General features: G+C 67.0%; 17 protein-coding genes. 4 read left to right on the plus strand and 13 right to left on the minus strand.

What is annotated here, in order from left to right; translation table 11 throughout:
* Positions 1-16 precede the first annotated feature (16 nt).
* Entirely contained in the window at positions 17-2,050 is a 2,034-nt protein-coding gene (locus ACE3QC_RS12795) for a glycoside hydrolase family 97 protein (protein ID WP_374408826.1), read from the plus strand.
* Between the two features lie 239 nt (positions 2,051-2,289).
* Positions 2,290-3,699: an MFS transporter gene (locus tag ACE3QC_RS12800; RefSeq protein WP_374408828.1), complete on the plus strand. Its 1,410-nt coding sequence runs from the start codon at positions 2,290-2,292 to the stop codon at positions 3,697-3,699.
* Here the strand turns inward: ACE3QC_RS12800 and ACE3QC_RS12805 are convergent.
* The 3 genes from ACE3QC_RS12805 to bglX form a co-directional block, all read right to left on the minus strand.
* Entirely contained in the window at positions 3,644-5,437 is a 1,794-nt protein-coding gene (locus ACE3QC_RS12805; protein ID WP_374408830.1) for a diguanylate cyclase, read from the minus strand. The two genes, ACE3QC_RS12800 and ACE3QC_RS12805, sit on opposite strands and share 56 nt — an antisense overlap.
* Positions 5,438-5,509: 72 nt before the next feature.
* Complete coding sequence (locus ACE3QC_RS12810; protein ID WP_374408832.1) at positions 5,510-7,177, minus strand: sulfatase/phosphatase domain-containing protein; 1,668 nt, start codon at positions 7,175-7,177, stop codon at positions 5,510-5,512.
* Between the two features lie 4 nt (positions 7,178-7,181).
* Positions 7,182-9,512: a beta-glucosidase BglX gene (gene bglX, locus ACE3QC_RS12815; protein ID WP_374408834.1), complete on the minus strand. Its 2,331-nt coding sequence runs from the start codon at positions 9,510-9,512 to the stop codon at positions 7,182-7,184.
* Positions 9,513-9,724: 212 nt separating this feature from the next.
* On the opposite strand from bglX, the gene ACE3QC_RS12820 reads away from it, so the two are divergent.
* Positions 9,725-12,754 (plus strand): TonB-dependent receptor domain-containing protein, encoded by a 3,030-nt coding sequence (locus tag ACE3QC_RS12820; protein ID WP_374408836.1) that lies wholly within the window; start codon positions 9,725-9,727, stop codon positions 12,752-12,754.
* Between the two features lie 67 nt (positions 12,755-12,821).
* Positions 12,822-14,324 carry a glucoamylase family protein gene (locus ACE3QC_RS12825; protein WP_374408837.1) on the plus strand — a complete coding sequence of 501 codons (1,503 nt, stop codon included), beginning with the start codon at positions 12,822-12,824 and terminating at the stop codon, positions 14,322-14,324.
* A 1-nt stretch (position 14,325) separates the two neighbouring features.
* Here ACE3QC_RS12825 and ACE3QC_RS12830 read toward each other — a convergent pair whose 3' ends face one another.
* The 10 genes from ACE3QC_RS12830 to ACE3QC_RS12875 form a co-directional block, all read right to left on the minus strand.
* Complete coding sequence (locus ACE3QC_RS12830) at positions 14,326-15,195, minus strand: endonuclease/exonuclease/phosphatase family protein (protein WP_374408839.1); 870 nt, start codon at positions 15,193-15,195, stop codon at positions 14,326-14,328.
* Complete coding sequence (locus ACE3QC_RS12835; protein ID WP_374408841.1) at positions 15,192-16,547, minus strand: GH1 family beta-glucosidase; 1,356 nt, start codon at positions 16,545-16,547, stop codon at positions 15,192-15,194. Before ACE3QC_RS12835 ends, ACE3QC_RS12830 begins: the two co-directional genes overlap by 4 nt.
* Positions 16,544-17,278, minus strand: a complete 735-nt coding sequence (locus ACE3QC_RS12840; protein ID WP_374408843.1) for a hypothetical protein — start codon at positions 17,276-17,278, stop codon at positions 16,544-16,546. The genes ACE3QC_RS12835 and ACE3QC_RS12840 overlap by 4 nt, the downstream gene beginning before the upstream one ends.
* Before the next feature lie 2 nt (positions 17,279-17,280).
* Positions 17,281-18,093: a carbohydrate ABC transporter permease gene (locus ACE3QC_RS12845; RefSeq protein ID WP_374408845.1), complete on the minus strand. Its 813-nt coding sequence runs from the start codon at positions 18,091-18,093 to the stop codon at positions 17,281-17,283.
* Entirely contained in the window at positions 18,090-18,992 is a 903-nt protein-coding gene (locus ACE3QC_RS12850) for a carbohydrate ABC transporter permease (RefSeq protein WP_374408847.1), read from the minus strand. The genes ACE3QC_RS12845 and ACE3QC_RS12850 overlap by 4 nt, the downstream gene beginning before the upstream one ends.
* The gene (locus tag ACE3QC_RS12855) at positions 18,989-20,245 is read right to left on the minus strand and encodes an extracellular solute-binding protein (protein ID WP_374408849.1); all 1,257 of its coding nucleotides are present in this window, start codon (positions 20,243-20,245) and stop codon (positions 18,989-18,991) included. Before ACE3QC_RS12855 ends, ACE3QC_RS12850 begins: the two co-directional genes overlap by 4 nt.
* The gene (locus tag ACE3QC_RS12860; protein WP_374408851.1) at positions 20,245-21,276 is read right to left on the minus strand and encodes a LacI family DNA-binding transcriptional regulator; all 1,032 of its coding nucleotides are present in this window, start codon (positions 21,274-21,276) and stop codon (positions 20,245-20,247) included. The genes ACE3QC_RS12855 and ACE3QC_RS12860 overlap by 1 nt, the downstream gene beginning before the upstream one ends.
* Positions 21,277-21,317: 41 nt before the next feature.
* Positions 21,318-22,430 (minus strand): ABC transporter ATP-binding protein, encoded by a 1,113-nt coding sequence (locus tag ACE3QC_RS12865; protein ID WP_374408853.1) that lies wholly within the window; start codon positions 22,428-22,430, stop codon positions 21,318-21,320.
* 91 nt (positions 22,431-22,521) lie between these two features.
* Positions 22,522-23,883 (minus strand): methyl-accepting chemotaxis protein, encoded by a 1,362-nt coding sequence (locus tag ACE3QC_RS12870; protein WP_374408855.1) that lies wholly within the window; start codon positions 23,881-23,883, stop codon positions 22,522-22,524.
* A complete protein-coding gene (locus ACE3QC_RS12875) occupies positions 23,880-25,415 on the minus strand; it encodes a putative bifunctional diguanylate cyclase/phosphodiesterase (RefSeq protein WP_374408856.1) in 1,536 nt (511 codons plus the stop codon). Before ACE3QC_RS12875 ends, ACE3QC_RS12870 begins: the two co-directional genes overlap by 4 nt.
* Positions 25,416-25,432 lie beyond the last annotated feature (17 nt).

Genomic DNA, 25,432 nt, shown 5'->3' on the forward strand with positions numbered 1-25,432 from the left:
TAGGGAGAGAATTCGCATGAGAGGCCTGTCGTGTACCCTGCTGGCGGCTGGACTGGCGCTGGGCATGCCCTCGGCCGCCGCGGCGCAGGATGACGTGGCGCATACGCAATGCTCGCCGGATGAGCGGGTGTGCTTCACGCTCGCCACCGCCGAGCAGGCGCCGGTGTGGTCGGTGACGCGCGACGGCGAGCCGGTGATCGCGCCGTCGAAGCTGGGCTTCATGCTGCGCGGCGCGGGCAAGTGGCAGGCCGGAATGAAGCTCGGCGAAGCGCGCCGCAGCACACATTCGGAGACCTGGGAGCAGCCGTGGGGCGAGAGCCGGCTGGTCGCTAACGATTATCGCGAGATGCGCGTGCCGATCGTCGAGCAGGGGCGCGACAGGCGCACGATCGATCTCGTCGCGCGCGTGTTCGATAGCGGCGTCGGTTTTCGCTACGAGTTTCCCGAGCAGGACCAGCTCGCCGACGTCCGCATCGACGAGGAGCTGACCGAGTTCAATATCGCGGGCGACGCCGAGGCCTGGTGGATCCCCGGCGGCGCGTGGAACCGCTACGAGTATCTCTACAATCACACGCCGGCGAGCGAGGTGGGCACCGCGCATTCGCCGATCACCTTCCGCCGCGAGGACGGGCTGCACATCGCGATCCACGAGGCGGCGCTGGCGGACTACTCGGGCTTCTGGCTCCAGCGGATCGAGGGCCAGCGCTTCCGCACCCGGCTCGCGCCGTCGTCGCAGCCGTGGAAGGTGCGGCGGCAGGCGCCCTTCGCCACCCCATGGCGCACCGTGCTGATCGGCGAGGATGCGCCCGCGCTCTACGCCGCCTCCGACATGATCCTCAATCTGAACGAGCCGAACAGGCTCGGCGACGTGAGCTGGGTCAAGCCGCACAAGTACGTCGGCATCTGGTGGGGCATGCACCTCGACATGTGGAGCTGGAACGAGGGCCCCAAGCACGGCGCGACGACCGAGAACACGCTGCGCTACATCGATTTCGCCGCCGAGCACGGCTTCGGCTCGGTGCTCGTCGAAGGCTGGAACCAAGGCTGGTGGAGCGAGAGCGGGCGCAACTTCGAGTTCGCCGAGGCCTATCCCGATTTCGACATGGACCGCATCGCCACCTATGCCGCGTCCAAGGGCGTCGAGATCATGGGCCACCACGAAACGGCGGGCAACGCCGGGCTTTACGAACGCCAGCTCGAAGAAGCGCTCGATTACTACCAGCGGCACGGCGTCCATGCGGTGAAGACCGGTTACGTCGCCGACGCGGGCATGGTGCTGCGCGAGGACCCCGACGGCACCGAGCAGTGGGAATACCACGACGGGCAGTACATGGCGCGCCATCACGTGCTGGTCGCCGAGCGCGCGGCCGAACACGAGATCGCGATCAACGCGCACGAGCCGATCAAGGACACGGGGATGCGGCGCACATACCCCAACCTCGTCACCCGTGAGGGCGCGCGGGGCACCGAGTACAACGCCTGGGGCGAGCCGCCCAATCCCCCGAACCACGAGCCGACGCTGCTGTTCACCCGGATGCTCTCCGGCCCGTTCGACCTGACGCCGGGCATCGTCAGCCTCGAGGGGCGCGACGGTCGGGCGATCCCCAACACCCTGGCGCGCCAGCTCGCCGACTACGTGGTGATCTACTCGCCGCTGCAGATGGCCGCCGACCTGCCCGAGAACTACGTGAAGCATCCCGACGCGCTGGCGTTCATCGAGCAGGTGCCGGTCGATTGGGAGCGGACGAAGGTGCTCGCGGGCGAGATCGGCGAATACGCGGTCGTCGCGCGCCACCGGCGCGGCGGCGAGGACTGGTGGATCGGCGGCGTGACCGATCACGAACGGCGCGCGGTGCCGATCGACCTCTCGTTCCTGCCCGAAGGCACGCGCTATACCGCCGAGATCTGGCGCGATGGCGAAGGCGGCGGCATCGAGGGCGACCGCTTCGCCATGGTCCGCGAAACGCGCGAGGTCTCGGCGGACGACACGCTGACCCTGACGATGGAACGCGGCGGCGGCTTCGGCCTGTCGCTGCGTCCGGTGGAGTAACACCCGAAAGCAACACGGTTCGTCGCCGATACAGAACACATGGACCGGATGTTACACTGTCTAGGCGCAAAAAATCCGCGGGGCTTTTCGGGTGGGTATTTGCGCGGTGATCGACGATGCGAAAGAGCGTTGGCGAACACCGCTAGCAGGGCCACGGCGTGTAGGAAAATGCCCTCCGCCCGGCGCGCCGTCTGCCTCTCCGGCTTGCGCGCCCCCTCGGGCGGGGCGATAGCCGGCCGATGTCGCGAATCGCGCCCTTCCACCTGATTCTCGCCAACAACCTGATGCAGAACGTGGTCAACTTCACGGTCTGGTTCGCGCTCATTTTCTGGGCTTTCCTCGAAACGCGGTCGGTGTTCGTGACCGGCATGATCGGCGGCATCTACCTGCTGTTCACCGCCGGCTTCGCGATCTGGTTCGGCAGCCTTGTCGATCATCACCGCAAGAAGGCGATCATGCTGGCGTCGAGCGCGGGCTCGTTCGTGCTTTACGGCGCTTCGCTCGCGGCTTATGCGCTGATCCCCGAAGGTGCGCTGTCGCAAGCGGACGGCGCGGCGCTGTGGGGCTTCATCTTCCTCGTCATGCTGGCGGTGATCTGCGGCAACCTCCGCATGATCGCGCTGCCCACCCTCGTCACCGCGCTGATCGCGGAAGGCGAGCGCGACAAGGCGAACGGGCTGGTCGGCATGGCGACGGGCATCGGCTTCCTGCTCACTTCGGGCATCAGCGGCTTCCTCGTCGCGTGGGACGGCATTCGCGGCACGCTGGCACTGGCGATCGGGCTGACCGCGATCGTCTTCCTCCACCTGCTGACAGTGCGGATCGACGATCCCGAGCCGGAATTGGCCGCGCCGGGCGAGCGCAAGCAGGTGGACCTCAAGGGCGCGATCGCGGTGGTCGGCGCGGTGCCGGGGCTGTTCGCGCTGATCCTGTTCAGCACCTTCAACAACTTCCTGGGCGGCGTGTTCATGGCGCTGATGGACGCCTACGGCCTGTCGCTGATGGAGGTGCAGGAATGGGGGATGCTGTGGGCGCTCGCCTCGTGCTCGTTCATCGTCAGCGGGCTGACCATCGCGAAGACCGGGCTGGGCCGTAATCCGCTGCGCACGCTGCTGCTCGTCAACCTCGCGGTGTGGACGGTGGCGAGCGTGTTCACGATCCAGTCCTCGGTCGCACTGCTGGCGGTGGGTTGCGTGATCTGGCTGTTCCTCGGCCCCTATGCCGAAGCGGCGGAGCAGACGACCTTGCAGAAGGTCGTGCCCTATGCGCGGCAGGGGCGCGTGTTCGGCTTCGCGCAATCGGTCGAGCAATCCGCCGCGCCGCTGACCGCGTTCCTGATCGGCCCGCTCACGCAGTTCCTCGCCATCCCCTTCATGACGACCGGCGCGGGCGCGGAGGCGGTGGGCGACTGGTACGGCATCGGGCCGGAGCGCGGCATGGCGCTGGTATTCAGCGTGACCGGCGCGCTGGGCGTGGTGGTGACGCTGATCGCGTTCCGCTCGCGGCAGTACCGGCAGCTATCGGCGACCTATCTGGGCGGGCCCGAACCTTCAGCCGACCCCGAGGAAAGGGTGGCGAAGGGCTTTGCGGGGCTCAACCCTGCGGATGGTGGCGAAACTGCCCAAGTGCCGCCCGGGAGGGGCGGCTGAGCGGCTCGGGAGAGATCGGCCTCCGGTCGATTGGCGCAGTCGCGCGATCCGACGGCCGCCCGAGGATGGCTCTGGAACGGTTTCGCCCCGCGCTCTTGGCTTCGTACAGGAGTTTGTCGGCGCGTCGATACAGGGTGGCCAGATCCTCGTCCGCGGCGTCTTTCGACATGCCCGCAATGCCCATGCTGGCGGTCACCGGCAGGTGGACCCCCGGAACCGCGTCGGCGACTATCGCGGGAATGGCCTGTCGTCTCCGCTCGGCTTGCGCGCCCGCATCGTCGCCGCGCAGGAGCAGCAGGAACTCCTCGCCGCCGATCCGGTATGCGTGAACGTCCGGTCCTGCCCGGAGCGCGTTCGCCACCGCCTTCAGCACCTCGTCGCCCACGGCGTGGCCATGCCTGTCGTTGATCGCCTTGAAATGGTCGACGTCGACGACGGCCAGCATCCTGAAGCCGTCGTTGCGCAAGTGCGGGAAATGCCGATCGAGCGCGCGGCGGTTCAGCAGGCCGGTCAGCGGGTCCAGCTCGGACAACGATTCGAGCAAATCGGCCTTGGTCTGCGCGCCGTCCCGGTCGTGCTTGATGGTCATGAAGCGGTCGGCGACGCCGAGCGTGGTGAACAGCACTTCCCACACGCAACCGATGTAGAACAGCATCATCGCGTCGGCGCTCTCCAGTGAGGGGATCACCCCCGTCGTCAGGCGGACGAGGCCGACCCCGACCATGGGCGCGTATCCGATCGCCTGAAACTTCGCGGCCCGGCTGCCGCGCCGCAGCGCGTCGGCAACCGACAGGATGAAGATGGCGAGGATCGGGGCGAACGCCGCGGTGTAGAGCGTCGATTGCACCGGCCGTGCGACGAACGGAAACGCCGCGTGCAGCGTGCTCAGCGACAAGGCCGCAATCGCGGCGTAGGGCAACACCCGGCGCAGCAGCGGATGCATGTAGCCGGGCTCGACGAAGCTGTGCGTGAACATCAGCCCCGATGCGATCGCGGCGCCGAAGACCAGCGTGGCCATCCAGCTCAGCGTCATCGCCGGCGGATCGAACATCGCGACGGCCAGTCCGGACGAGACCACGATGGTCAGCAGCAGCGAAAGCGTCATCGCGGAATGCCAGAGGACGAACCGCTCGCGCAAAATCCGGTAGAACGCCGCGTTGAAGATGAGCGGCATGGCAAGCATGCCCGCAAGCGCCGCCAGGGGCAGGAGAGCGAGTATGTGGTATGTGCCGCCCGGGCCGTCGTCCGGCGCCAGATAGGCCCGTTCGAGGGTCATCCGGTGGCTGGGCCGGTCGAACGCCACCACGACCTGCCTCGTCGCGGGCGTCACTTGCGGCAGCGATGCCTTGAAATAGCCGCCCACCATCGAGCTTGCGAGTTCAGCCGCCGGAACGGTGGACCGGCGCACGGCTCCGTCGCGATCGATGGCGACCATATGCACTGCCTGAAGCGCGCTGCGCCGCGACAGCAGGAATTGGGGGGCGGGAGCCTCCGAGCCGATCTCGAAGCGGAGCAGAACACGCTCGCCCTCGAGCGAGAAATCGGCATCGCTGCAAGTCCAGCGCGATGCGGATCGCGCAGGAGCGGATCCTCGGACAGGCTGCCGGACGCCCAGCAAGAACTGCCGATTTCCGCCGAGCCCGCCGCGCGCGCCGTTCCGTCGATCGATGGAATCAGCAGCGTCAGCAGCAGGAATGCCGCGAAAAGCAGCCGCCGAAGTTCGCGCCGAAGCATCCACCGATGCTAGGCCGGGATGCTTATGATGCCGTTAACCGCGCCGCTTCCGCTGTGCGAGGGCTGTGATCGCCGCTTAGTGCGCGTGGTGGTCGATCCCCGCCGCCGCCTCAGCATCGCGCCGCCCCTTCGCAACCGCCGTCAACGGGTCGCGCACGGCGGGGCCGTCGCTGTCGCGGTATTGCGTGCGTAGGGCTTCCAGCTTCGTTTTCAGCTCGGCGACGAGCGGCTGGACCTTGGGGTCGTCGATGCGGTTGTGCATTTCCTGCGGGTCTGTGGCCAGGTCGTAGAATTCCCACTGGTTGATGTCACCGTAAAAGCGGATCAGCTTGTAGCGGTCGGTGCGCACGCCGTAGTGCGCGCGGACCGAATGGAAGCCCGGGTATTCGTAGTAGTGGTAGTAGATATCCTCGCGCCAGTCGGCGGGGGGCTGGCCATCGGCCACCTCGCGCAAGCTGCGGCCCTGGATCGCCGTGCGCGGGGGCAGGCCGGCGTAGTCGAGGAAGGTCGGAGCGTAGTCGACGTTCTGCACCGGCGCCTCCACCCGCGTGCCGGGGGCGATATGGCCGGGGTACTGCATCACCAGCGGGGTGCGCAGCGATTCCTCGTACATGAAGCGCTTGTCGAACCAACCATGCTCGCCGAGGTAGAAGCCTTGGTCGGAGGTGTAGACGACGATGGTGTTGTCATCGAGCCCGTTCGCCTCCAGCCAGTCGAGCACGCGGCCCACCCCATCGTCCACCGCGGCAACGGTGCCGAGGTACTGGCTCATGTACCGCTGATATTTCCATAGCGCGAGTTCGCGGCCGGTCAGGCCCGCTTCGTTCAGCTCGTCGTTGCTCGCCTGCATTTTCGCATCCCACGCGGCGCGCTGTTCGGGGGTCATGCGGCCGAAATCGTCGGGCCAGCGGTCGTAGCGGAGCGCGGGCGAGCCTTCCGCCTCAGTCATGTGGAGGTCATGCCCCTCGTACATATCCTCGTAGATGTTCATTTCCTGCGCCTCGGCGGCGGGGCGGCCGTCGTAGTGGTCGAAGTAGTTGGTTGGCACGGGAAACTCGGTGCCGAGGTAGGTCTGCAGGTGGCGGATCGCGGGCATGAAGTTGCGGTGCGGAGCCTTGTGGTGGATCAGCAGGGCGAAGGGCTTCTCCGCATCGCGCCCGTTTTTCAGCCAGTCGAGGCTGTAATCGGTGACGAGATCGGTGGCATAGCCTTCCACGACCTCGCGCCCATCGGGCGAGATGATGTCGGGATTGTAGTACTTGCCCTGATCGTCGAGCACCTTCCACGCGCCGATCCCTGCGCCTTCGGGCGAATAGTTGAGGTGCCACTTGCCGAACAGCGCGGTGTCGTAGCCCGCCTCGCCCAGTTCGCGCACCCAGTTCCATGTGCCGTTGTCGTATCGCTGGCCATTGCGGGTGAAGCCGTGGAGGTGGCTGAACTGGCCGGTCAGCATCGTCGCGCGGCTCGGCCCGCACAGCGAGTTGGTGACGTAGCTGTTGGTGAAGATCGCGCCGTTCGCGGCGAGCCGGTCGATATTGGGCGTGGGCGCCATGCGGCCGATCTCGCCCCCGTAGGCCGAGATGGCCTGGTAGGCGTGATCGTCCGACATGATGAACACGATGTTCGGCGGCCGCTGGGCCTGCTGCGGCGGCGAAGTACCAGAGGGCGCTTCGGCGGGGAGAGTAGCGCAGCCGGCCAGCGCCAGCGCCGCGATCGTGGCGAAGGCGAGCAGGCTGCGCTTCATCGGTTTACTCCGTGATCGTGAAGGTCACCGGCGTGCTCGCCTCCGCGCCCGAGGACGGGGCGATCCACAGGCGGAATTCGCCCGGCTCCCACCCGTGGCTCATGTCTTGCCGGGTGAAGGCGAGGTCCTTCGGCTCGATCGTGAAACTGATCGTGCGCGCTTCGCCCGGCTGGAGCATGACCTTCTCGAAGCCCTTCAGTTCCTGCACCGGGCGAGTGACCGAGCCGACGAGGTCGCGGACGTAGAATTGCACGACCTCCTCGCCCGCGCGGTCGCCGGTGTTGGTGACGGTGGCGCTCGCGGTGATCGATCCGCCCGCGCCCATCGACGGGGCGGAAAGCGTGACCGGGGAGTAGGCGAAGTCGGTGTAGCTGAGCCCGTGACCGAAGCGGTACAGCGGATCGTTGGGCGTGTTGAGATAGCGCGAGACGTATTTCGCCCCCGGCTCCCCTAGCTCGATCGGCCGGCCCGTGTTCTTCATGTCGTAGTGGATCGGTGCCTGCCCGACATTGCGCGGGAAGGTCATCGGCAGCTTGCCCGACGGGTTGTAATCACCCAGCAGCACGTCCGCCACCGCGTGCCCGCCCTGCGTGCCGGGATACCAGGCGTGGAGGATGGCGGGCACGTTCTCGTCCGCCCAGGTGATCGAATTGGGGCGGCCGCTGAGCATCACCAGCACCACCGGCTTGCCGGTCGCAACGAGTTTCTCGAGCAGCGCCTGCTGGTTGCCGGGCAGGTCGAGCGTGGTGCGGCTGGCGGCTTCGCCGGTCATGTCCCACCGCTCGCCCATCGCGGCGACGATCACGTCCGACCGTTCGGCCAGCGCGAGCGCCTCGGCGAAGCCGTCGGTCTTGCCTTCGTCCTCGAACGCGTAGCTCGCGCCCTTGGCGTATTCGACCTTCACGCCGTCAGACGCCCGCGCCTGCAAGCCTTCTAGCAGGGTGACGGGCCGCGTCTCGCGGTCGCCCGCGGCGGACCAGCTGCCGATCATGTCGGTCTTGCTGTCGGCCAGCGGGCCGATCAGCGCGATCGACTGCGCCTGCCCGACCAGCGGCAGCACGTCGCCCTCGTTCTTGAGCAGGACCATCGACTTGCGCGCCACGTCGCGCGCCGCCTCGAGGAATTCGGGCTTGTAGAGCGTGGCTTGCTGCCGCGCCTCGTCCGAATAGCGATAGGGATCCTCGAACAGGCCGAGGCGGTATTTCATTTCGAGGATGCGGCGCACCGCGCGGTCGATGGTCGCCTGATCGACGCGCCCTTCCTCGAGCGACTGCGCCATGTTCTCCATGAACACCGCGCCCTGCATGTCCATGTCGACCCCGGCGTTGAGCGCCTGCTCGCCCGCCTGCGCCAGATCCTTCGAATAGCCGTGCGGCACCATCTCGTTGATCGAGGTGTAGTCGGTGACGACGAAGCCGTCGAAGCCCCACTGGTGCCGCAGCACGTCGGTCAGCAGGTACTTGCTGCCGCTGGCGGGGACGCCGTCGTATTCGTTGAACGAGGTCATGAACGTGGCGACGCCTTCGTCCACCGCGGCCTTGAACGGCGGCAGGTAGGTGTCGCGCAGCGTGCGTTCGGAAATGTCGACCGTGTGATAATCGCGGCCCGCCTGCGCCGCGCCATAGGCGGCGAAGTGCTTGGCGGTGGCGAGCACGGTATCGGTCGCAGCGAGATCGTCGCCCTGATAGCCGCGCACGCGCGCCTTCGCGATCTTGCTGCCGAGGAATACGTCCTCGCCTGCGCCTTCCGAAACGCGGCCCCAGCGCGCGTCGCGACCGATATCGACCATTGGCGAGAACGTCCAGTGGATGCCTTCGGCGGAAGCCTCCTGCGCGGAAACCCGGGCCGATTTCTCGATCGCCTCCATGTCCCAGCTCGCCGCTTCGCCCAGCGAGATCGGGAAGATCGTGCGGTGGCCGTGGATCACGTCGTAGCCGAACAGGAGGGGGATCTTCAGCCGCGTGCCCTCGATCGCCATGCGCTGCAGTTCGCGCGTGTAGTCGGCGGTGTAGGCGTTGAAGATCGCGCCAACGCGGCCCGCCGCGATATCCTGCTGGTAGCCTTCGCGCATCGTCGGCCCGGTCGATTCCCAGTCGCTGGTGAGCAGGGTGAGCTGGCCGATCTTCTCCTGCAGCGTCATCTTGCCGATCAGATCGTCGAGAAAGGCGTCCATCTCCGGATCGGCCTGCGCCCACGTCGGCTGGGCCGGTTCGATCGGGACCGCGCCCGCCGTGGCGCTGGCCGTGGCCGGCGCGGAGGGCTGGGCGATCGTCGCGCATCCGGCGAGCGCCAGCGCCGCGACGCTCGCAAGCAGGATGTTGGCGGGCTTGATCATCGTCTTCTCCCTGTTTCCGCCCGCGATGCCGCGGTGCGGAACTGTGCATACCTATGCCGGATTCGGCGTTGTGGTCGAGGCTATACAGGCCATATGAAACCGGTTACAAGTCTATTCAGAAACTTGATTCGGCAGCCCGGCTTCGATGCCCGGCTGTCTTTTCGCGCAGGTGCCGGATCGTTCTCAAGGCGGCCGGACAGGGGAGGACATCGATGACTCTGAAGAATTCTCGCACGCACGCCGCAGGCCCGCGTTTCGCCCGCAAGCTGGCCGCGGCCCTCGCCATCGGCACCGCCGGCGGCGCGATGTCGCTGGCGCTGGTCGCGCCGGCGCATGCGCAGGAATCGAGCGCCTCACTGCGCGGTAACGTGACCGGCGCGAGCGAGATCACGGCGGTCGAGGTCGCGACGGGTATTCGCCGTACCGTTACGGTTTCTGCCAACGGATCCTACAATTTCGCGCAACTCCGTCCCGGCACCTATCGTCTGGAAATCACGACGCCCGACGGCATTCGCACGACCGACGAGTTCACGCTGCTCATCGCGCAGGATGCGGTCCTAAACTTCGATGATATCGCTGTGGCGGAAACGGTTCCCGATTCGGTCGCGGAAGGTGGTTCCGGCAACGAAATTCTCGTGACGGCCGGTCGCATCCGCACGCTGGAAGGCGGCGAGGTCGGGGCCAATATTACCGAACGCCAGATCGAGACTTTGCCGCAGAACAACCGTAACTTCCTCGCCTTTGCCGATCTCGCGCCAGGTGTGGTGTTCGAAAATCCGGACGGCCAATCGCGCATCCAGGGTGGCGCGCAGAATAGTCGTACGGTCAACGTTTACATCGATGGTGTCGGCCAGAAGGACTATGTCCTCAAGAATGGCGTTACCGGCCAAGATAGTTCCGAAGGAAACCCGTTCCCGCAGCTTGCGGTTGGTGAATATCGCGTGATCAGCTCCAACTACAAGGCGGAATTCGATCAGGTCAGTTCCGTTGCGATCACTGCCGGCACCAAATCGGGCACGAACGAATTTCATGGCACGGGGTTTATCGATTACACCGACACCAGTATGCGCGCGGAAACCCCGCTGGAAAAATTTGGCGGGCGGGAAAAGGCGCAGACCAAGGATCTCCAGTTCGGCGGCGCGCTTGGCGGTCCGATCATTCGAGACACTCTATTCTTCTTCGGCACTTACGAGGGCAAACGTCGCCGCCTTCCGGTCACCATCGAGCCGGGCGCGGATTTCCCGGTCAGCTTCTTTCCATCCGAATTCCAGGGTTTCTTCGGGCCGACCCAACGTGAGTTCAACGAAGACCTTTTCTTCGGCAAGCTGACCTTCCAGCCGACGAGCAGTGATCTCATCGAGGTTTCCGGCAAGTATCGCAACGAAACAGGCGTTTTTCTCAGTAGCGGAAGTACTGCGGAAGAAGCGGCGGCGTCCCAAGATGTGGATGAGAAGCGCGGCCTGCTTCGCTGGGAGCACACCAGCGATAATTTCGTAAACGATTTCAAATTAACCTACGAAGAAGCCTTCTATTCGCCCCGCCCACAGAACTTCATCCCGGGTCAGATTTACACCTACACAGGGGTGAGCCCCGTAACGGGCAACAATCTCACGCGTGCGCAATTGCTGCGTGTCGGTGGGAGCGCCAACTTCCAGGACAAGGGGCAAAAAGGGTACAGCGTCCAGAACGACTTCACCTGGATCGGCTTCGAGAATCATACCATCAAGGCGGGCGTGAAGTCGAAGTGGGTGCGGCTGGACCGGGTCGAGCAGAACTTCTTCAACCCGCAATATTCGTACAACGTCAATTTTCCCGAAGGCGGCTTCAACACGACGATACCGTATCAAGTCCAGTTCGGTGCAGCGACGGGAGAGGGAACGCCGTCGGTAATTTCCGATAACTGGCAGTTCGGCGTATACATCCAGGACGACTGGGTGGTGAACGACCGGCTGACGCTTAACCTCGGTATCCGTTGGGATTACGAAGAAACTCCGTCGTACCTCGACTGGGTGACGCCGGCTGACGTGATCGAAGGTGTGTCTCCCGAAAACTACCCGAATATCTACCAGCCCGGTGTCGAATACGATATCAATGACTATATAACTGACGGAACGCAGCGCAGCGCATTCACCGGCGCGTTCCAGCCGCGGGTCGGTTTCAGCTACCAAATAATGGACCAAGGGCGCCTCGTCCTTTTCGGCGGCTATGGTCGTTCCTACGATCGCAATCAGTTCGATTTCATCGCTCAGGAAATCAGCATCAACGCGTACAGCACGCGCACATTCCAGTTCTTGACCGGCGACCCTGAAAACGATTGCGAACCGAGCCCGACCTGTGTCCCGTTCGATCCGATCTACCTCACCGAAGAAGGCCGCCAGCAACTGCTCGCTGGCGCCGGTGCCGGAGGCGGCCGCGGAATCCGTCTTATCAACAACGATCTGAAGATTCCCTATTCGGACCAGTTCAGCCTCGGCCTGCGTAGTGACCTCACCAACTCGCTGAACGTGGAAGTGGGATACCGGCACATCAAGAGCCGCGATGGGTTTGCTTATCTGCTGGGCAATCGTCGACCCGATGGCAGCTTCTTCACTCCGCCGCCTGAAGTTCCGGGCTCGCCTTTCGGCTTTTCCCCTCCGGGCTTCGGGTCGATCATTATCGGCACAAACGGACTGAAGACCGATGAAGACGCGTTCCACTTCAAGCTGGTCAAGCGGTATACGCCCACATCGCCGTGGAACCTGTCGGCTACCTATACCTATACGGACGCGACCGAGAACCGGGCTTTCGGCGAGTACTTCTCGTTCGATTTTCCCACTTTGGACGACTACACCGTCAAGACTTCGAGCGGCCTGCGCAAGCACAGGCTCGTGATGGCGGGTTCGGTCGATCTTCCCACGGGAACGACCCTTTCGGGCAAGTTCCAGATCGCCTCGCCGAGCTACCTGAACCGCTTCATTCGCACGATCGGAGGGGAACCGCCCGTGGTCGTCGATACGGTTCAGACCGAAGGCAATGGCGACCGGTGGGGCTTCCGTCAGCTGGACCTCGCCGTCACGCAGGATCTCAAGCTGAAATTCATCAGTGACGACACGCAAATTTACGTCCGTGCCGATATCATCAACGCTTTGAACGATCGCAACTACAACAGCTTCATCAGCACGACCGGCGAACGAAACCTCAATTCGTTCAGCACCAACGGTCCGCCCCGCACGCTCAAGCTGTCGGCTGGTTTCGAGTTCTAAGATCAGCAAGCATTTTCGGGCGCGGCTGATCTGCGAGAGGCTGCGCTCGAATTTTTCCAGGGTCTCCATGACGAGAATATTCTTTCCCCTGCTTGCCGTTTCGTCCGCGCTGACGGCCTGCACGATGCAACACGCGGATCGTCCTTTTGCGCAGACAGCCGCACCCGCCCCTTCAGAGGCTCAGGTCGAGGCTTTCTCTGAAGACCTCTCCCGCCGGACCTTCGCCTATTTCTGGGACACCACCGATACCGAGCGGTGCCTTGCGCCCGACCGGTGGCCGAGCAATCCGTTCTCGTCGATCGCGGCGACCGGCTTCGCGCTGACCGCCTACGGCATCGGGGCCGAGCGCGGCTACGTCTCGCGCGAGGAAGCGGCTGCACGCACGCGCGATTGCCTGGAATTCTACTGGAACGCGCCGCAAGGGGACGAGCCGGCGGGCTATTCAGGGTACAAGGGCTTCTTCTACCATTTCCTCAAGAACGAAGACGGCACGCGCTTCCGCAACACCGAGCTGTCGACCGTCGACACCACGCTGCTGCTCGGCGGCGTGCTGTTCGCGCAAAGCTATTTCGACGGCGACACGCCGGTCGAGGCGGAGATCCGCGACCTCGCCGAGAGAATCTACCGCCGGGTCGACTGGACGTTCGCCCAGCGCGAGAACTGCAAGAGACCTTCGGGCAACGGCGGCAGCGCCAAGGCGATCACGATGGGCTGGCGCCCCGAAGGCGCGCCGGGCGGCCAGTGCGAACCGCACGACTGGGTCGGCTACAACGAAGCCATGCTCGTCTACATCCTCGCCGCCGGATCGCCGACGCACGCAGTGTCGCAGGAAGCGTGGGATACCGGCTGGGCGGCCGATCTGGAGAAGGACTGGGGCAGCTACTACGGCTACGAGCATCTCCAGTTCGAGCCTATGTTCGGCCACCAGTACAGCCACGTATGGGTCGATTTCCGCGGCATCCGCGACGAATTCATAGCGTCCAAGGGTATCGATTATTTCGAGAACAGCCGCCGCGCCACGCTGAGCCAGCGCGCCTACGGGATCGACAATCCGAACGACTGGGTCGGCTATTCGGGCGACATCTGGGGCTGGACCGCGTCCGACGGGCCGGGCGGCGCGGCCAATGGCCGCGAGGTGAACGGCGTGCCGCGCCAGTTCCACGACTATACCGCGCGCGGCGTCAGCGCGATCCGGGTCGTGGACGACGGCACGATCGTGCCCACCGCGGCCGGGGGCTCGATCCCCTTCGCGCCCGAGGTGACGATCCCCGCGCTGATGAAAATGCGCGAAACCTATGGCGAGGCGCTCTACACGAAGTACGGCTTCAAGGATGCCTTCAACCCCAGCTACACGTTCGTCGATGCGGGCAGCGGCAGCGGCACCGTCGATGCCGAGCGCGGCTGGATCGCGCGCGACCATCTGGGGATCGACCAGGGCGCGATGCTGGCGATGCTCGAGAACGAGCGCAGCGGACTGATCTGGCGCACCATGCGGCAGAACCCGCATATCCGCCGCGGGCTCGAACGGCTCGGCTTCACCGGCGGCTGGCTGGAGCAGCCGGCCGAATAGGCTAGCCGCCGCCGGGCCGCGGGGTCAGGTCCACCACGACCGGATAATGGTCCGACGGCAGCCGCCCCTCGCGATGCTGGGTGACGACCGCGTAGGCGTCGACGGTGAAATCGCCGGTCACGAACACGTGGTCGATCGGCGCTTCGGGCGCGGCCGTGATGTCGAAGCCGGTGAACGTGCCGGACGGGCCGTAGGGCGGGGTGCGGCTGATCGCGCGCGCATCAGCGAGGCCGCTCTGCGCGGTGGTCGCGAGCACCGTGTAGGGCTCGCTGCCGGTCGGGACGTTGAAATCCCCCATCACGACCGTGGGCGTGTCGCCCTGCCGGGCCCACTCGGCGATCATCCGCGCCGCGCTCGCCCGCGCCGCCGTGCCGACATGGTCGAAATGCGTGTTGAGCGCGCGGACCGTCCGCCCGCTGCGCCGGTCGCGCAGCAGCGCCCAGGTCGCGATGCGGGGCAGGGCGGCGTCCCAGCCCTTGCTCGGCACATCGGGCGTCGGCGAGAGCCAGAAGGTGCCCGAATCGAGCATTTCGAACCGGTCGCTGCGCCATGCCAGCGGCGAGAATTCGCCGCCCTCGGCCCCATCGTCGCGCCCGACGCCGACGAAGGTGTAGCCGGGCAGCGCCTGCTCCAGATACTGCTTCTGGTGGAGCAGCACCTCCTGCGTGCCGAGCAGGTCTGGCGCCTGCCGCCGGATCAGCGCGGCGACCATCGCGTGGCGATACGGCCACGCATTGGCTCCGTCGGATTCGATGTCGAGGCGGATGTTGAACGTCATCGCGCGGATGCCAGCCTCGCCGGTGCTCGTGGACGGAACGTGCGCGCAGGCGGCGAGCAGCAGCGTGGCGATGAGGGTGAAGATGCGGGTCATGCGGCCTCCCGGTCGAGTTGCTTGCCGTTGCTTTCGATGATCCGGCGATAGAGCCGGGCGCTGTGCTTGGGCGTGCGCGCGAGCGTCTCGTAGTCGACGTGGACGATGCCGAAACGCTTGGCATAGCCCAGCGCCCATTCGAGATTATCGAACAGCGACCACACCATGTAGCCGCGGATGTCGACCCCGGCGGCGATCGCGTCGCGCACCGCGGCGATGTGCTCGGCGAGATATTGGCAGCGGTCGTCGTCGGCGATGCCGCCGGCCTCGCTGGTCGCCGGGTCGGAGAAAGCGGCGCCGTTCTCCATGATGTAGACCGGCAGGTCGCCGTAGCGTTCGCGAAACCACACCAGCGTGCGCGTCATCGCCTCGGGGAACACCTCCCAGTCCGTCTCGGTGTGCTGCGCGCCTTCCTGCACCACGCGCTCGGCGAACAGCGGCCAGGCGGTGTCCGAGGCGCGGACGACGCTGCGGGTGTAGTAGTTGATCCCGACGAAATCGAGCGGCTGGCAGGCGAGCGCAAGGTCCTCCGCCGACCAATCCTCCCACGCCTCGCCATAGATGTCGCGCAGCTCCTCGGGACAAGTGCCGAGCAGCGCGGGATCGAAATACTGCCGGTTCATGTAGGCATCCGCGCGCGCGGTGGCGGCGAGATCTTCGGTGCTCTGGCTGGCCGGATATTTGGGCTCGATGTTGATGACGAGCCCGATCTCGTGCGCGCCGATTTCGCGATAGGTCTGCACCGCGCGGCCGTGCGCGCGCATCAGGTTGCGGCTGGCGATCGCGCATTCGAAGATGCTGCGGTGGCCGGGCGCGAGCACGCCGTTGAGATAGCCGCCGTCGGCGACCACCCATGGTTCGTTGAGCGTGGCCCATTTCGTGACCTTGCCGTCCAGTGCGCGAAACATCACGCCCGCGTATTCGGCGAACCATTCCGCGCTCTCGCGATTGAGCCAGCCGCCGCGATCGTCGAGCGCGGCGGGCAGATCCCAGTGGTAGAGCGTGGCGAGCGGCTCGATCCCGGCTTCGAGCAGCCGGTCGACGAGGCGGCGGTAGAAATCGAGGCCCGCCTCGTTCACCCGCCCGGTGCCGTCGGGCAGCACCCGGCTCCACGAAATGCTGAAGCGATAGGCCTGAAGGCCCAGCTTTTTCATCAGCTGAACGTCTTCCTCCATGCGGTTGTAGTGGTCGCAGGCGACGTCGCCGGTGTCGCCGGTGGCGATCATCAGGCGCGGATCGTGGGTGAATCGGTGCCAGATGCTCGTGCCCGCGCCATCGGCGAGCGGGGAGCCTTCGATCTGGTAGGCGGCGGTTGCCGCGCCCCACAGGAAATCGGCGGGAAAACCGCTCATTGCGTATCTCCTTCGAGCGAGTGCGAGAGGAGCCACTGGTAGAGCGCGGGATCGTCGTAGGCCGGGTCCCACGCGTTGTGGCCGAGATCGGGATAGATCGTCAGCCGCGCCTGACGCCCGCCGCAGGCGCGGATCGCGCGCGACATGGCGAAGCTGCCTTCGGGCAGGACGACATCGTCGCGATCGCCGTGGAAGGCCCAGACGGGCAGGTCCATCAGGCGGCAGGCGGTGCCGGGGTTGCCGCGCCCGGCGACCGGCGCGACCGCGGCGAAGCGCGTCGGCTCCTCGGCCGCCCAGCGCCAGGTGGCGTGCCCGCCGCGGCTGAGCCCGGTGAGATAGACGCGCGCCGGATCGACCGGCAGCGTCGCCATCGCGCGATCCACGATCGCGTCGAGCTTGGCGAGATCCCAGTCCTCCTCCGCCGGAAGCTGGGGCGAGACGAGGATGAAGGGGAACGCCGGATCGCGGTCGGCGACCTTGGGCGGGCCGTGGACCTTGACCTTGGCGATGTCGCTGCCGCGCTCGCCCGAACCGTGCAGGAAGATCAGCAGCGGCCAGCGCTCGCCGGATGCCGCGTCCGCAGCGCCTTGCGGCAGGAACAGCTGGTATTCGTACCCACCTGCGGCCACCGCCGCTTGTGGATGCTGGCCGGGCTCGGGCGGGGTCGAGGCGATCGCGCCATGGCCGGTGCAGGCGGACAGGAGCAGGGCGAGGGGGAGCAATCGTTTCATCGTCATCCTTTGACACTTCCGGCGAGCAGGCCACCGATGAACTGGCGTTGCAGCGCCAGGAAAATCACCAGCACGGGCACGGTGGTCACCACCGATCCGGCCATCATCAGTTCGATATCCTGCGCGCGCTCGCGGCCCAGCGAAGCGAGCGCGACGGGCAGGGTGTAGAGATCGTGGTCCGACAGCACGATCAGCGGCCACATGAAATCGTTCCAGCTGCCGAGGAACACCAACAGCGCCAGCGTGGCGATCGCCGGGCGCAGGATCGGCAGCACCACGTGGCGGAAGATCGCCCATTCACTCGCCCCGTCGATCCGCGCGGCCTCGAGCAGTTCGTTGGGGATCGCCAGCGCATATTGCCGCACCAGGAAGATGCCGACGATCCCGGCGAGCCAGGGCACCAGGACCCCGGCGTAGGAATTGACCAGCCCGAGCGCCTTCAGCTCGAGGAACAGCGGCAGCATCCCGATCTGGCCGGGGATCAGCAACAGCGCCAGCAGCGCCTGCACCGTCGCGCCGCGTCCCGGATAGCGCAGCTTGGCGAAGGCGTATCCGGCGGGGAGGGTGAACACCAGCGCGAGCAGGGTCGCCAGCGTGGAGATCAGCAGGCTGTTGACGAGGAACAGGCCCATGCCCTGCGTCGCGAACAGTGCCTGATAGTTGGCCAGCGTCGGGTCTGCGGGGATCAGCGGCGGCGGAAACTGCCCTGCCGCGCCCGGCTGCATCAGGCTGACCGAGACCATCCACGCCAGCGGCGCCAGCGTCAGCGCGGCGAACAGCGCGGCGAGCGCGGTCATGACGCGTCCGGCAGTCACGCCCGGCGCCCCCGGATCAGCCGCATGGCGAGCGCGGGGGCCAGCGCGGCGGCAAGGATGCAGCCGAACAGCACCACCGCCACCGCCGCGCCCATGCCGAGGTTCCACCACTGGAAGCCTTCCTCGAACATCAGGTAGAGCACGGTAACGGTCGATTGCGCGGGGCCGCCCTCGGTCATCACGTAAGGCTCGGCGAAGAGCTGGAACATCGCGATCACCGTCAGGATCGCGACCAGCCATGTGGCGGGGGCGATCGCGGGCAGGGTGACATAGCGCAGCCGGGCCCACCAGCCCGCACCGTCGATCCGCGCCGCCTCGTCCAGCTCGCGCGGGACCGTCTGCAGCGCGGCGAGGAAGATCAGCATGGCAAAGCCGAAGCTCTTCCACGCCACGAACAGGGTGATCGACGGGATCGCCCAGCGCGGATCGCCCAGCCAGTCGACCGGTGGCAGCCCGAGCCCGCCGAGAGCGTAGTTGACGAGGCCGTAGCGCGTGTTGAGCAGGTATTTCCACACCACTGCGACCGCGACCAGCGTGGCAACGTACGGTGCGAAGAACGCCACGCGCCACACCGGCCGCCAGGCGACCGTGCGCTCGTTGACGAGGATCGCGGCGAACAGCGAGATCACCACCACCAGCGGGACGCCGAGCGCGGCGAACCACAGCGTGTTGCCGAGCGCGGTCAGGAACAGCGGATTGGCGAGCAGCGCGGCGTAGTTCGCCAGCCCGACGAAGCGCAGGTTGCCGATGTCGGCGAGCGCGTAGATATCGAAGTCGGTCAGGCTGAGCGCGAGCGAGGCGACCGTCGGCAGTACGAAGAACAGCGCGACCGCGATCAGCGCGGGGGCGCTGAATAGCCATCCGGCGCGCCGTTCGGCCCGGGCGAGCGCGCCGCTCATGCCGCGCGTTCCATCATCCAGCGCCGCTTGGCGAGGACCGCGTCGACCCGTGCGTCCATCTCCGCCGCGGCGCCGCGCACGGTGAATTCGCCGCGCACCATGCGGTCGGCGACGACCTGCATTTCGGTCACCACGCGCTCCCACTCCGGCACTTTGGGCAAAGCCCGCGCGAGTTCGAGCTGCTGGGCGAAAGGCGCCACCACCGGATCACCGGCGAGATCCGCCGCGCGCCATGCGGGGCGCAGCGCGGGCAGGTTGCCGGTCGCGTGGTGCAGCGCGATCTGCGCGCCCGGTTCGAGCAGGCGGCGCACGATATCCCACGCCTGCCGTTTGCGGCCGCTGGCGGCGAACACCACCAGACTCGATCCGCCGGGCGCGGCGGCTCCGGCGCCGCCCGGGCCGGGGTTGGGCGCGGTCGCCCAGCGGCCCTGCATGTCGGGGGGCAGCCGTTCGCGCATCTCGCCGATCATCCAGGGGCCGGACGGATAGAGGGCGAACCAGCCGCGCGCGAATTCGGCCCAGCGGTTGGCGATCTGCGCCCCGGCCACGACCGGCGCGAGGCGCTCGTCGAACAGCGACTTGTAGAACCCCAGCGCCGCGACGAATTCGGGTTCGGAAAACGCGCCGCGCGTGCCGTTCTCGCGCAGGAAGCTCGCCCCTGCCGACAGCGCGAAGGTCTGCAGGTGCTCGAATTCGTCGAGCGGGAGCAGCACGCCGAACTCCGTACCGCGCGCGCGAATGCGGGCGAGCGCGGCCTTCCACGCCTGCCATTCGAGCGGCGGCGCGGCGTAGCCGGCCTGCGCGAACAGGTCGGTGCGGTAGAACTGCACGCGCGTATCGACGTACCACGGACTCGCCATCAGCCGCCCGCCGATCCGGTTGCTCGCGAGCACCGCATCGAACTGGCCGGAAGCTGATACGACATCGGCAGGCACCGGATCGAGCGCGCCGAGCAGGGCGAGTTCGGCGATCCAGCTGTTGCCGACTTGCGCCAAGTCGGGCAGCGCGTCGCCGACATAGCCGGTCAGCAGCTTCTGATGCGCGCCCGACCACGGCAGCGCCTGGATCTCGACATGGCCGAGCCCGAGCCGGGGGAGCAGCGCCGGCAGGCTGGCGGCCTCGTTGCCGATCGCCCAGAAGCGCGGCGCATCAGGCACCCGCGCGCAGCCGCCGAGCGCCGCCGCGGCCGCGCCGGCGAGGCCGCCGGAAAGCAGGCCTCGCCGCGAAAGTCGCCCATGGATCGGGCCGGGCATCAGGCCGCGCCGGCCGGCGCGCCGATCTCCTCGCGCCCGCTGCTGGCGGTCGATCCGCGCTCGGCGAGCGTGGGAGACAGCACCACGCCGTGATCCATCCCCAGCTGCTCGCCGCGCAGCATGCGCAGCAGCAGCATCGCCGCGGTCGATCCGAGCTGGGCCATGTTCGATTGCATCGTCGTCAGCCGGGGCGTGATGTAGCGGGCGAGCGGAATATCGTCGAACCCGGCGACCAGCATGTCGCTGCCGATCCGGATGCTTGCCTTGTCGAGCACCGAGATGAGGCCGACGGCCATGACGTCGTTGGCCGCGAAGACCGCGTCAGCGGGCACTTGCCCTGCAAGCAGGAGCCGCGCGGCTTCCTGTCCGGCGCTCTCGGTGAAATCGCCCGGCAGGACGACCGGATCGCGCTCGCCGAGATGCTCGCGCATCGCGTCGCCGAAACCGCGCAGGCGTTCGCGCGCATCGCGGTTGTGCTTGGGCCCCGCGATATGGACGATGCGCTTGCCGCCGCGCGCGATCAGATGCTCGGTTATCGCGCGCGCGCCGGTGTAGTTGTCGACCGCGACGAAGGGCACGTCGCTCTCCCCCCCTTGCGCGTTGAGCAGCACCGTCGGGATGCCGGGGTCGAGGTGCTCGGAAAGAAGCTCGGCGGTGGAATCGGGCGGCATCAGCAGCAGACCGTCGACCCGGCCCCGCATCGCGCGGATCGCGCCGGTGGTCTCGTGCGAACTGCCGTGCATGTTGCCGAGCAGCAGGTGCTTGCCCGCGCCATGCGCGATCCGGTCGATCCCGCGGATAACCTCGGAGAAGAACTCGCCGAACAGGTCGGGCAGGATCACGCCGATCGTGTCCGTCTGGCGGTTGGTCAGGCTGCGCGCACCCGAATGGGGCACGAACTTCAGGTCCTTGGCCGCCGCTTCGATTGCCTCGCGCGTCGCCTTGGTGACGTTGGTGTGCCCGTTGAGCGCGCGCGAGACGGTCGCGACCGACACGCCGGCTTCGCGCGCTACGTCCCGAATCGTGACCATGGTACCCCTCTCTCACCCGTCGACATATAATGTAACCGTTTTCACAGGTTGGGCAATGGCGCGCGCCCGAGGGCGCCGCCGTCGCTCGCGAACAGGTGTACGGCTTCGGCGGGAACGTTCAGCGCCACCGTGTCGCCGGCTGCGACCGGCGTGTCTCCCGCAGTGCGCCAGACGAGCCCGCCAGGGTCTTCACCGAGCCGGACGTGGCGCTCGCCGCCGAACCATTCGACGAACGCCGCGCGGCGCGGGGCGAGCGGGATGCGGCCTCCGCCCGCCTCGAGCGTCAGGGCCTCGGGCCGCACCGCTACGGTCACGTCGGTCCCGGGCGACACGGGTTCGGCGAGCGGGCCGAGCACGATCGTTTCCGCCTCTCCGCCGCCCAGCGCGATCGCGGTGCCGCGCGTGTCGGCGCGAACGATCCGGCCGGGCAGGGTGTTGATCGGCGGCTGGCCGAAGAACCCGGCGGCGAACAATGTCGCAGGACGGTGATAGAGTGCTTCGGGCGTCCCCTGCTGCTCGATCCGCCCGTCGCGCATCAGCACGATCCGGTCGGCGAGCGCCATCGCCTCGGCCTGGTCGTGGGTGACGTAGAGCGTCGAGGCGCTCAGCCGCGCGTGCAGTTCGGCGAATTCGCGCCGCATCTGCGTGCGCAGGCCGGCGTCGAGATTGGACAGCGGCTCGTCAAACAGGAACAGCGCGGGCTCGCGCACGATCGCGCGGCCGATCGCGACCCGCTGGCGCTGGCCGCCCGAAAGCTCGGCCGGCTTGCGGTGCATCAGGCCGCCGAGCCCGAGCAGTTCGCAGGCCCGGGCCACGCTGTCGTCGATGGCGGACTTCGGGCGCCCGGCCATCTTCAACGGGAAGGCGATGTTCTGCGCGACCGTCATCTGCGGATAGAGCGCGTAGGTCTGGAACACCATCGCCACCCCGCGCTCGCCCGCAGGCAGCCCGTCCACGCGCCGCTCACCGATCGCGATTTCGCCGCTGTCGGGCGCTTCCAGCCCCGCGATCAGCCGCAACAAGGTGGATTTGCCGCAGCCCGAGGGGCCCACCAGGACGACGAATTCGCCGTCGCCGATCGTCAGGTCGAAACTGTCGAACAGCACCGACGGCCCGAAACGCTTGCCGACACCGGACAAGGTTGCACCCGGCAATTGTCTCTCCCATCCGCAGGCGCGCGTGCCCGTTCGCGGGCGGTCATAGCGCCGGCGGGGCCTGCGCACCAACCATCTTTGGGCAGCGCGCTCAGCGGCGCTTGTGGATCACCTGCATGATGCGCGAGACCTGCGTGCGCAGAGCGGAGGCCTGATCCTCCAGTTCGGTCGCGGAAGCGAGCACTTGGGATGCGGCGGCACCGGTCGACAGCGCGGTTTCGCGCACCTGTTCGACATTCGACCTGATTTCGGTGGTGCCACGCGCGGCGAGATCGATGTTGCGCGCCAGTTCCTGCCCCGCGACCGACTGCTGATCGACCGCCGACGCGATCGATACCGCAGTCGCTTCGAGCTGCTGGACCTGTTCCTCGACCGCGCGCAGGGCGCCGACGCTGGCGCCGGTCGATTCCTGGATTGCGCGAATCTGCTGCGCCACCTGCTCGGTCGCGCGCCCGGTCTGCGACGCCAGTTCCTTCACTTCGGAAGCGACCACCGCAAAGCCGCGTCCCGCTTCGCCGCCCCGCGCCGCCTCGATCGACGCGTTGAGCGCCAGCAGGTTGGTGCGCCGCGCGATGGTGGAAATCAGTTCGACCACCTGGCCGATCTGTTCCGCCGTGGCCGACAGCGTGGAAATCGTATCGTTGGCCTGCTTGGTCGAGCCGGTCGCCTGCCGCGCGAGTTCGGCCGAATGGGCCGCCTGGCGGCTGATCTCGCCGATCGACATCGCGAATTCGTCGGACGCGGCGGCGGCGGCGGTCACGCCCGCGGACGCCTCGCTCATCGCCTGTGCGACGCGCTGGGTCTGCGCCGTGCCCTCCTCGGCGGCGGCAGCCATCGAGCTCGCGGTCGCCTGGAGTTGCGCCGAAGCCGCGCCGACGCTCGATACGACTCCGGCCACGCTGCTCTCGAAGGTTCGGGCGAAGGCGCTCACTTCCTTTTCACGCCGCTCGCGCTCGCTGCGGCGACTGGCGAACATCTCGTCCAGCTTGTGGCCCGATTTCAGGAAGACCTCGAACGCGCGGGCGATCTCGCCGATCTCGTCGCGCCGCCCGATCCCGGCGATGGTGAAATCGCGGTGCCCGGCGGCGAGCGCGGACATGTCGTCGGCCAACTTCGCCAGTTGGCCCGAGGTGTCGACGGTCATCGCGCGGATGGCGCCGACGCCGAGGGCGATCGTGACGACCACCACGCCGGCGATCGCCCAGCGCATGCCGGCGATCGCACCTGCGTCGTTCGCGCCGAGGCCGAACCAGGCCAGCGCGGCGGCGAGGCTCATGCCGGCGAGCGGCACGCCGCCGACCAGCGCGATCTTGCGCGAGAGCGGCTGGTCGTCGAACCAGCGGCGGAGTGGCAACCGTTGCGGGTCGGCGGCATGCGCGGTCTCGGCGAGAGCGATGCGTTCGATCTCGTCGCGCATTTCGTCGGAGGCCACGATCCGGGTATGGGCATTCATGCTACTTTCCTTCCGGCGCGTTCGACCGCCGCGTGGGTTCTTTCGGAAACGGGCCGGGCGAGGTGTTGCGCCACTTCGCTCGAAGGCATCGGCGCAAAATAGAGCCAGCCCTGGATGTGGTCGCAGCCCGCGCTGCGGACCATCGCGGCCTGGTCAGCGGTCTCGACCCCTTCGGCGGTGACCCGCATCTTGAGCGCACGTGCCATCGAGATGCTCGACAGCATCATCGCGCGCGAGCTTTCGTCGATCGCCGAATCGACCACCAGCGACCGGTCGAGCTTGAGCTTTTCGAACCGGAACTGGCGCAAAAAGCCGATCGAGGCGTAGCCGGTGCCGAAATCGTCGAGCACGACGTCGACCCCGAGCCCGCGGACGAGATCGAGGCTGCGTTCGGCGACGACCGGATCGAGCACGAGACAGGTCTCGGTGATCTCGAGCTCGAGCCGTTCGGGGGGAAGCCCCGTCTCTTCGAGAATCTGCCCGAGCTGGAAGGGGAACTCGGGATTGCGCAGCTGCGCGGCCGAGATGTTGACCGACAGCTTGATGTTCCACGGCAGCGCGTCGCTGCACGCGCGCTTGAGCACCCACAGCCCGATCGCGTTGATGAGGCCCGATTCTTCCGCGATGGGGATGAATTCCGCCGGGGTGATCGCGCGCCCGTCGGGCCGGTCCCAGCGCAACAGCGATTCGACCGCCACGACGTAATGCGATCGCGCGTCGACCAATGGCTGGTAATGGACGCGGAATTCGTCGTTCAGCAGCGCCGCGCGCAGCTCGTTGTCGAGATCGCGCATCGCCTCGAGGCTGCGGTCGAATTCGCTCTTGAACCAGGTGCAGCGCATCTTGCCGCCGCGCTTCGAGACGTACATCGCGACATCGGCGCGCCGCAGCAGTTCGGAGGATTCGATCGCCTTGCCCGCTTCGCAGCGCGCCAGGCCGATGCTCGCGCCGATCGGAATGCGGCGGTCTTCGATCGCGATCGGCTGCGACAGCGTGTCGAGAACATTGCGGCACATGCCTTCGAGCACCGTGCCGGCGAGCGGCCCCGTCATGCTGAGCGCGAATTCGTCGCCGCCGAGCCGATAGGCGACCGCTTCGCCGCCGCACAGCGTGCGCAGCGTTCGCGCGATCTCCCGGATCAGGCGGTCGCCGACCGCATGGCCGTAAAGATCGTTGATCATCTTGAACCCGTCGAGGTCCACCAGCGCGACCGCGATCTCCTGCCCGGACCGTGCGCCCTCGCACACGTTCTGGTGCAGGGCGCGGCGGTTGGGCAGGCGGCTGAGGCTGTCGGTCATGCCGAGCCGTTCGAGCCGGGCGACATGCGCGAAGCCGAAGCGCAGCAGCAGCACGACCGCGATCGCGTAGATCGCGACGCCGCCCAGAATCAGCGGCGACGCCTCGGCGAGCGGGAAGTCGTCGTTGAGCAGCAGGCCGAGCGAGATCGTCGCGAAAATCGCCGTCAGCACGACGAGCGGCACGATCACCAGAAGGCGCGGCGCGAAGCTGCTTTTTTCTGCCTCAGTCGTCACCCGCGTCGACCCCAAAC

Source organism: Pelagerythrobacter sp. (assembly GCF_041912895.1).
Classification (GTDB): Bacteria; Pseudomonadota; Alphaproteobacteria; order Sphingomonadales; family Sphingomonadaceae; genus Pelagerythrobacter.

What these genes read in the sequence shown, in the direction of transcription:
- ACE3QC_RS12835 (WP_374408841.1), bottom strand. Translation starts at nt 16,547, where the DNA reads ATGAGCGGTTTTCCCGCCGATTTCCTGTGGGGCGCGGCAACCGCCGCC.
- ACE3QC_RS12860 (WP_374408851.1), bottom strand. Translation starts at nt 21,276, where the DNA reads ATGGTCACGATTCGGGACGTAGCGCGCGAAGCCGGCGTGTCGGTCGCG.
- ACE3QC_RS12825 (WP_374408837.1), top strand. Translation starts at nt 12,822, where the DNA reads ATGACGAGAATATTCTTTCCCCTGCTTGCCGTTTCGTCCGCGCTGACG.
- ACE3QC_RS12830 (WP_374408839.1), bottom strand. Translation starts at nt 15,195, where the DNA reads ATGACCCGCATCTTCACCCTCATCGCCACGCTGCTGCTCGCCGCCTGC.
- ACE3QC_RS12850 (WP_374408847.1), bottom strand. Translation starts at nt 18,992, where the DNA reads ATGAGCGGCGCGCTCGCCCGGGCCGAACGGCGCGCCGGATGGCTATTC.
- ACE3QC_RS12810 (WP_374408832.1), bottom strand. Translation starts at nt 7,177, where the DNA reads ATGAAGCGCAGCCTGCTCGCCTTCGCCACGATCGCGGCGCTGGCGCTG.
- ACE3QC_RS12820 (WP_374408836.1), top strand. Translation starts at nt 9,725, where the DNA reads ATGACTCTGAAGAATTCTCGCACGCACGCCGCAGGCCCGCGTTTCGCC.
- bglX (WP_374408834.1), bottom strand. Translation starts at nt 9,512, where the DNA reads ATGATCAAGCCCGCCAACATCCTGCTTGCGAGCGTCGCGGCGCTGGCG.
- ACE3QC_RS12855 (WP_374408849.1), bottom strand. Translation starts at nt 20,245, where the DNA reads ATGCCCGGCCCGATCCATGGGCGACTTTCGCGGCGAGGCCTGCTTTCC.
- ACE3QC_RS12795 (WP_374408826.1), top strand. Translation starts at nt 17, where the DNA reads ATGAGAGGCCTGTCGTGTACCCTGCTGGCGGCTGGACTGGCGCTGGGC.
- ACE3QC_RS12870 (WP_374408855.1), bottom strand. Translation starts at nt 23,883, where the DNA reads ATGAATGCCCATACCCGGATCGTGGCCTCCGACGAAATGCGCGACGAG.
- ACE3QC_RS12800 (WP_374408828.1), top strand. Translation starts at nt 2,290, where the DNA reads ATGTCGCGAATCGCGCCCTTCCACCTGATTCTCGCCAACAACCTGATG.
- ACE3QC_RS12840 (WP_374408843.1), bottom strand. Translation starts at nt 17,278, where the DNA reads ATGAAACGATTGCTCCCCCTCGCCCTGCTCCTGTCCGCCTGCACCGGC.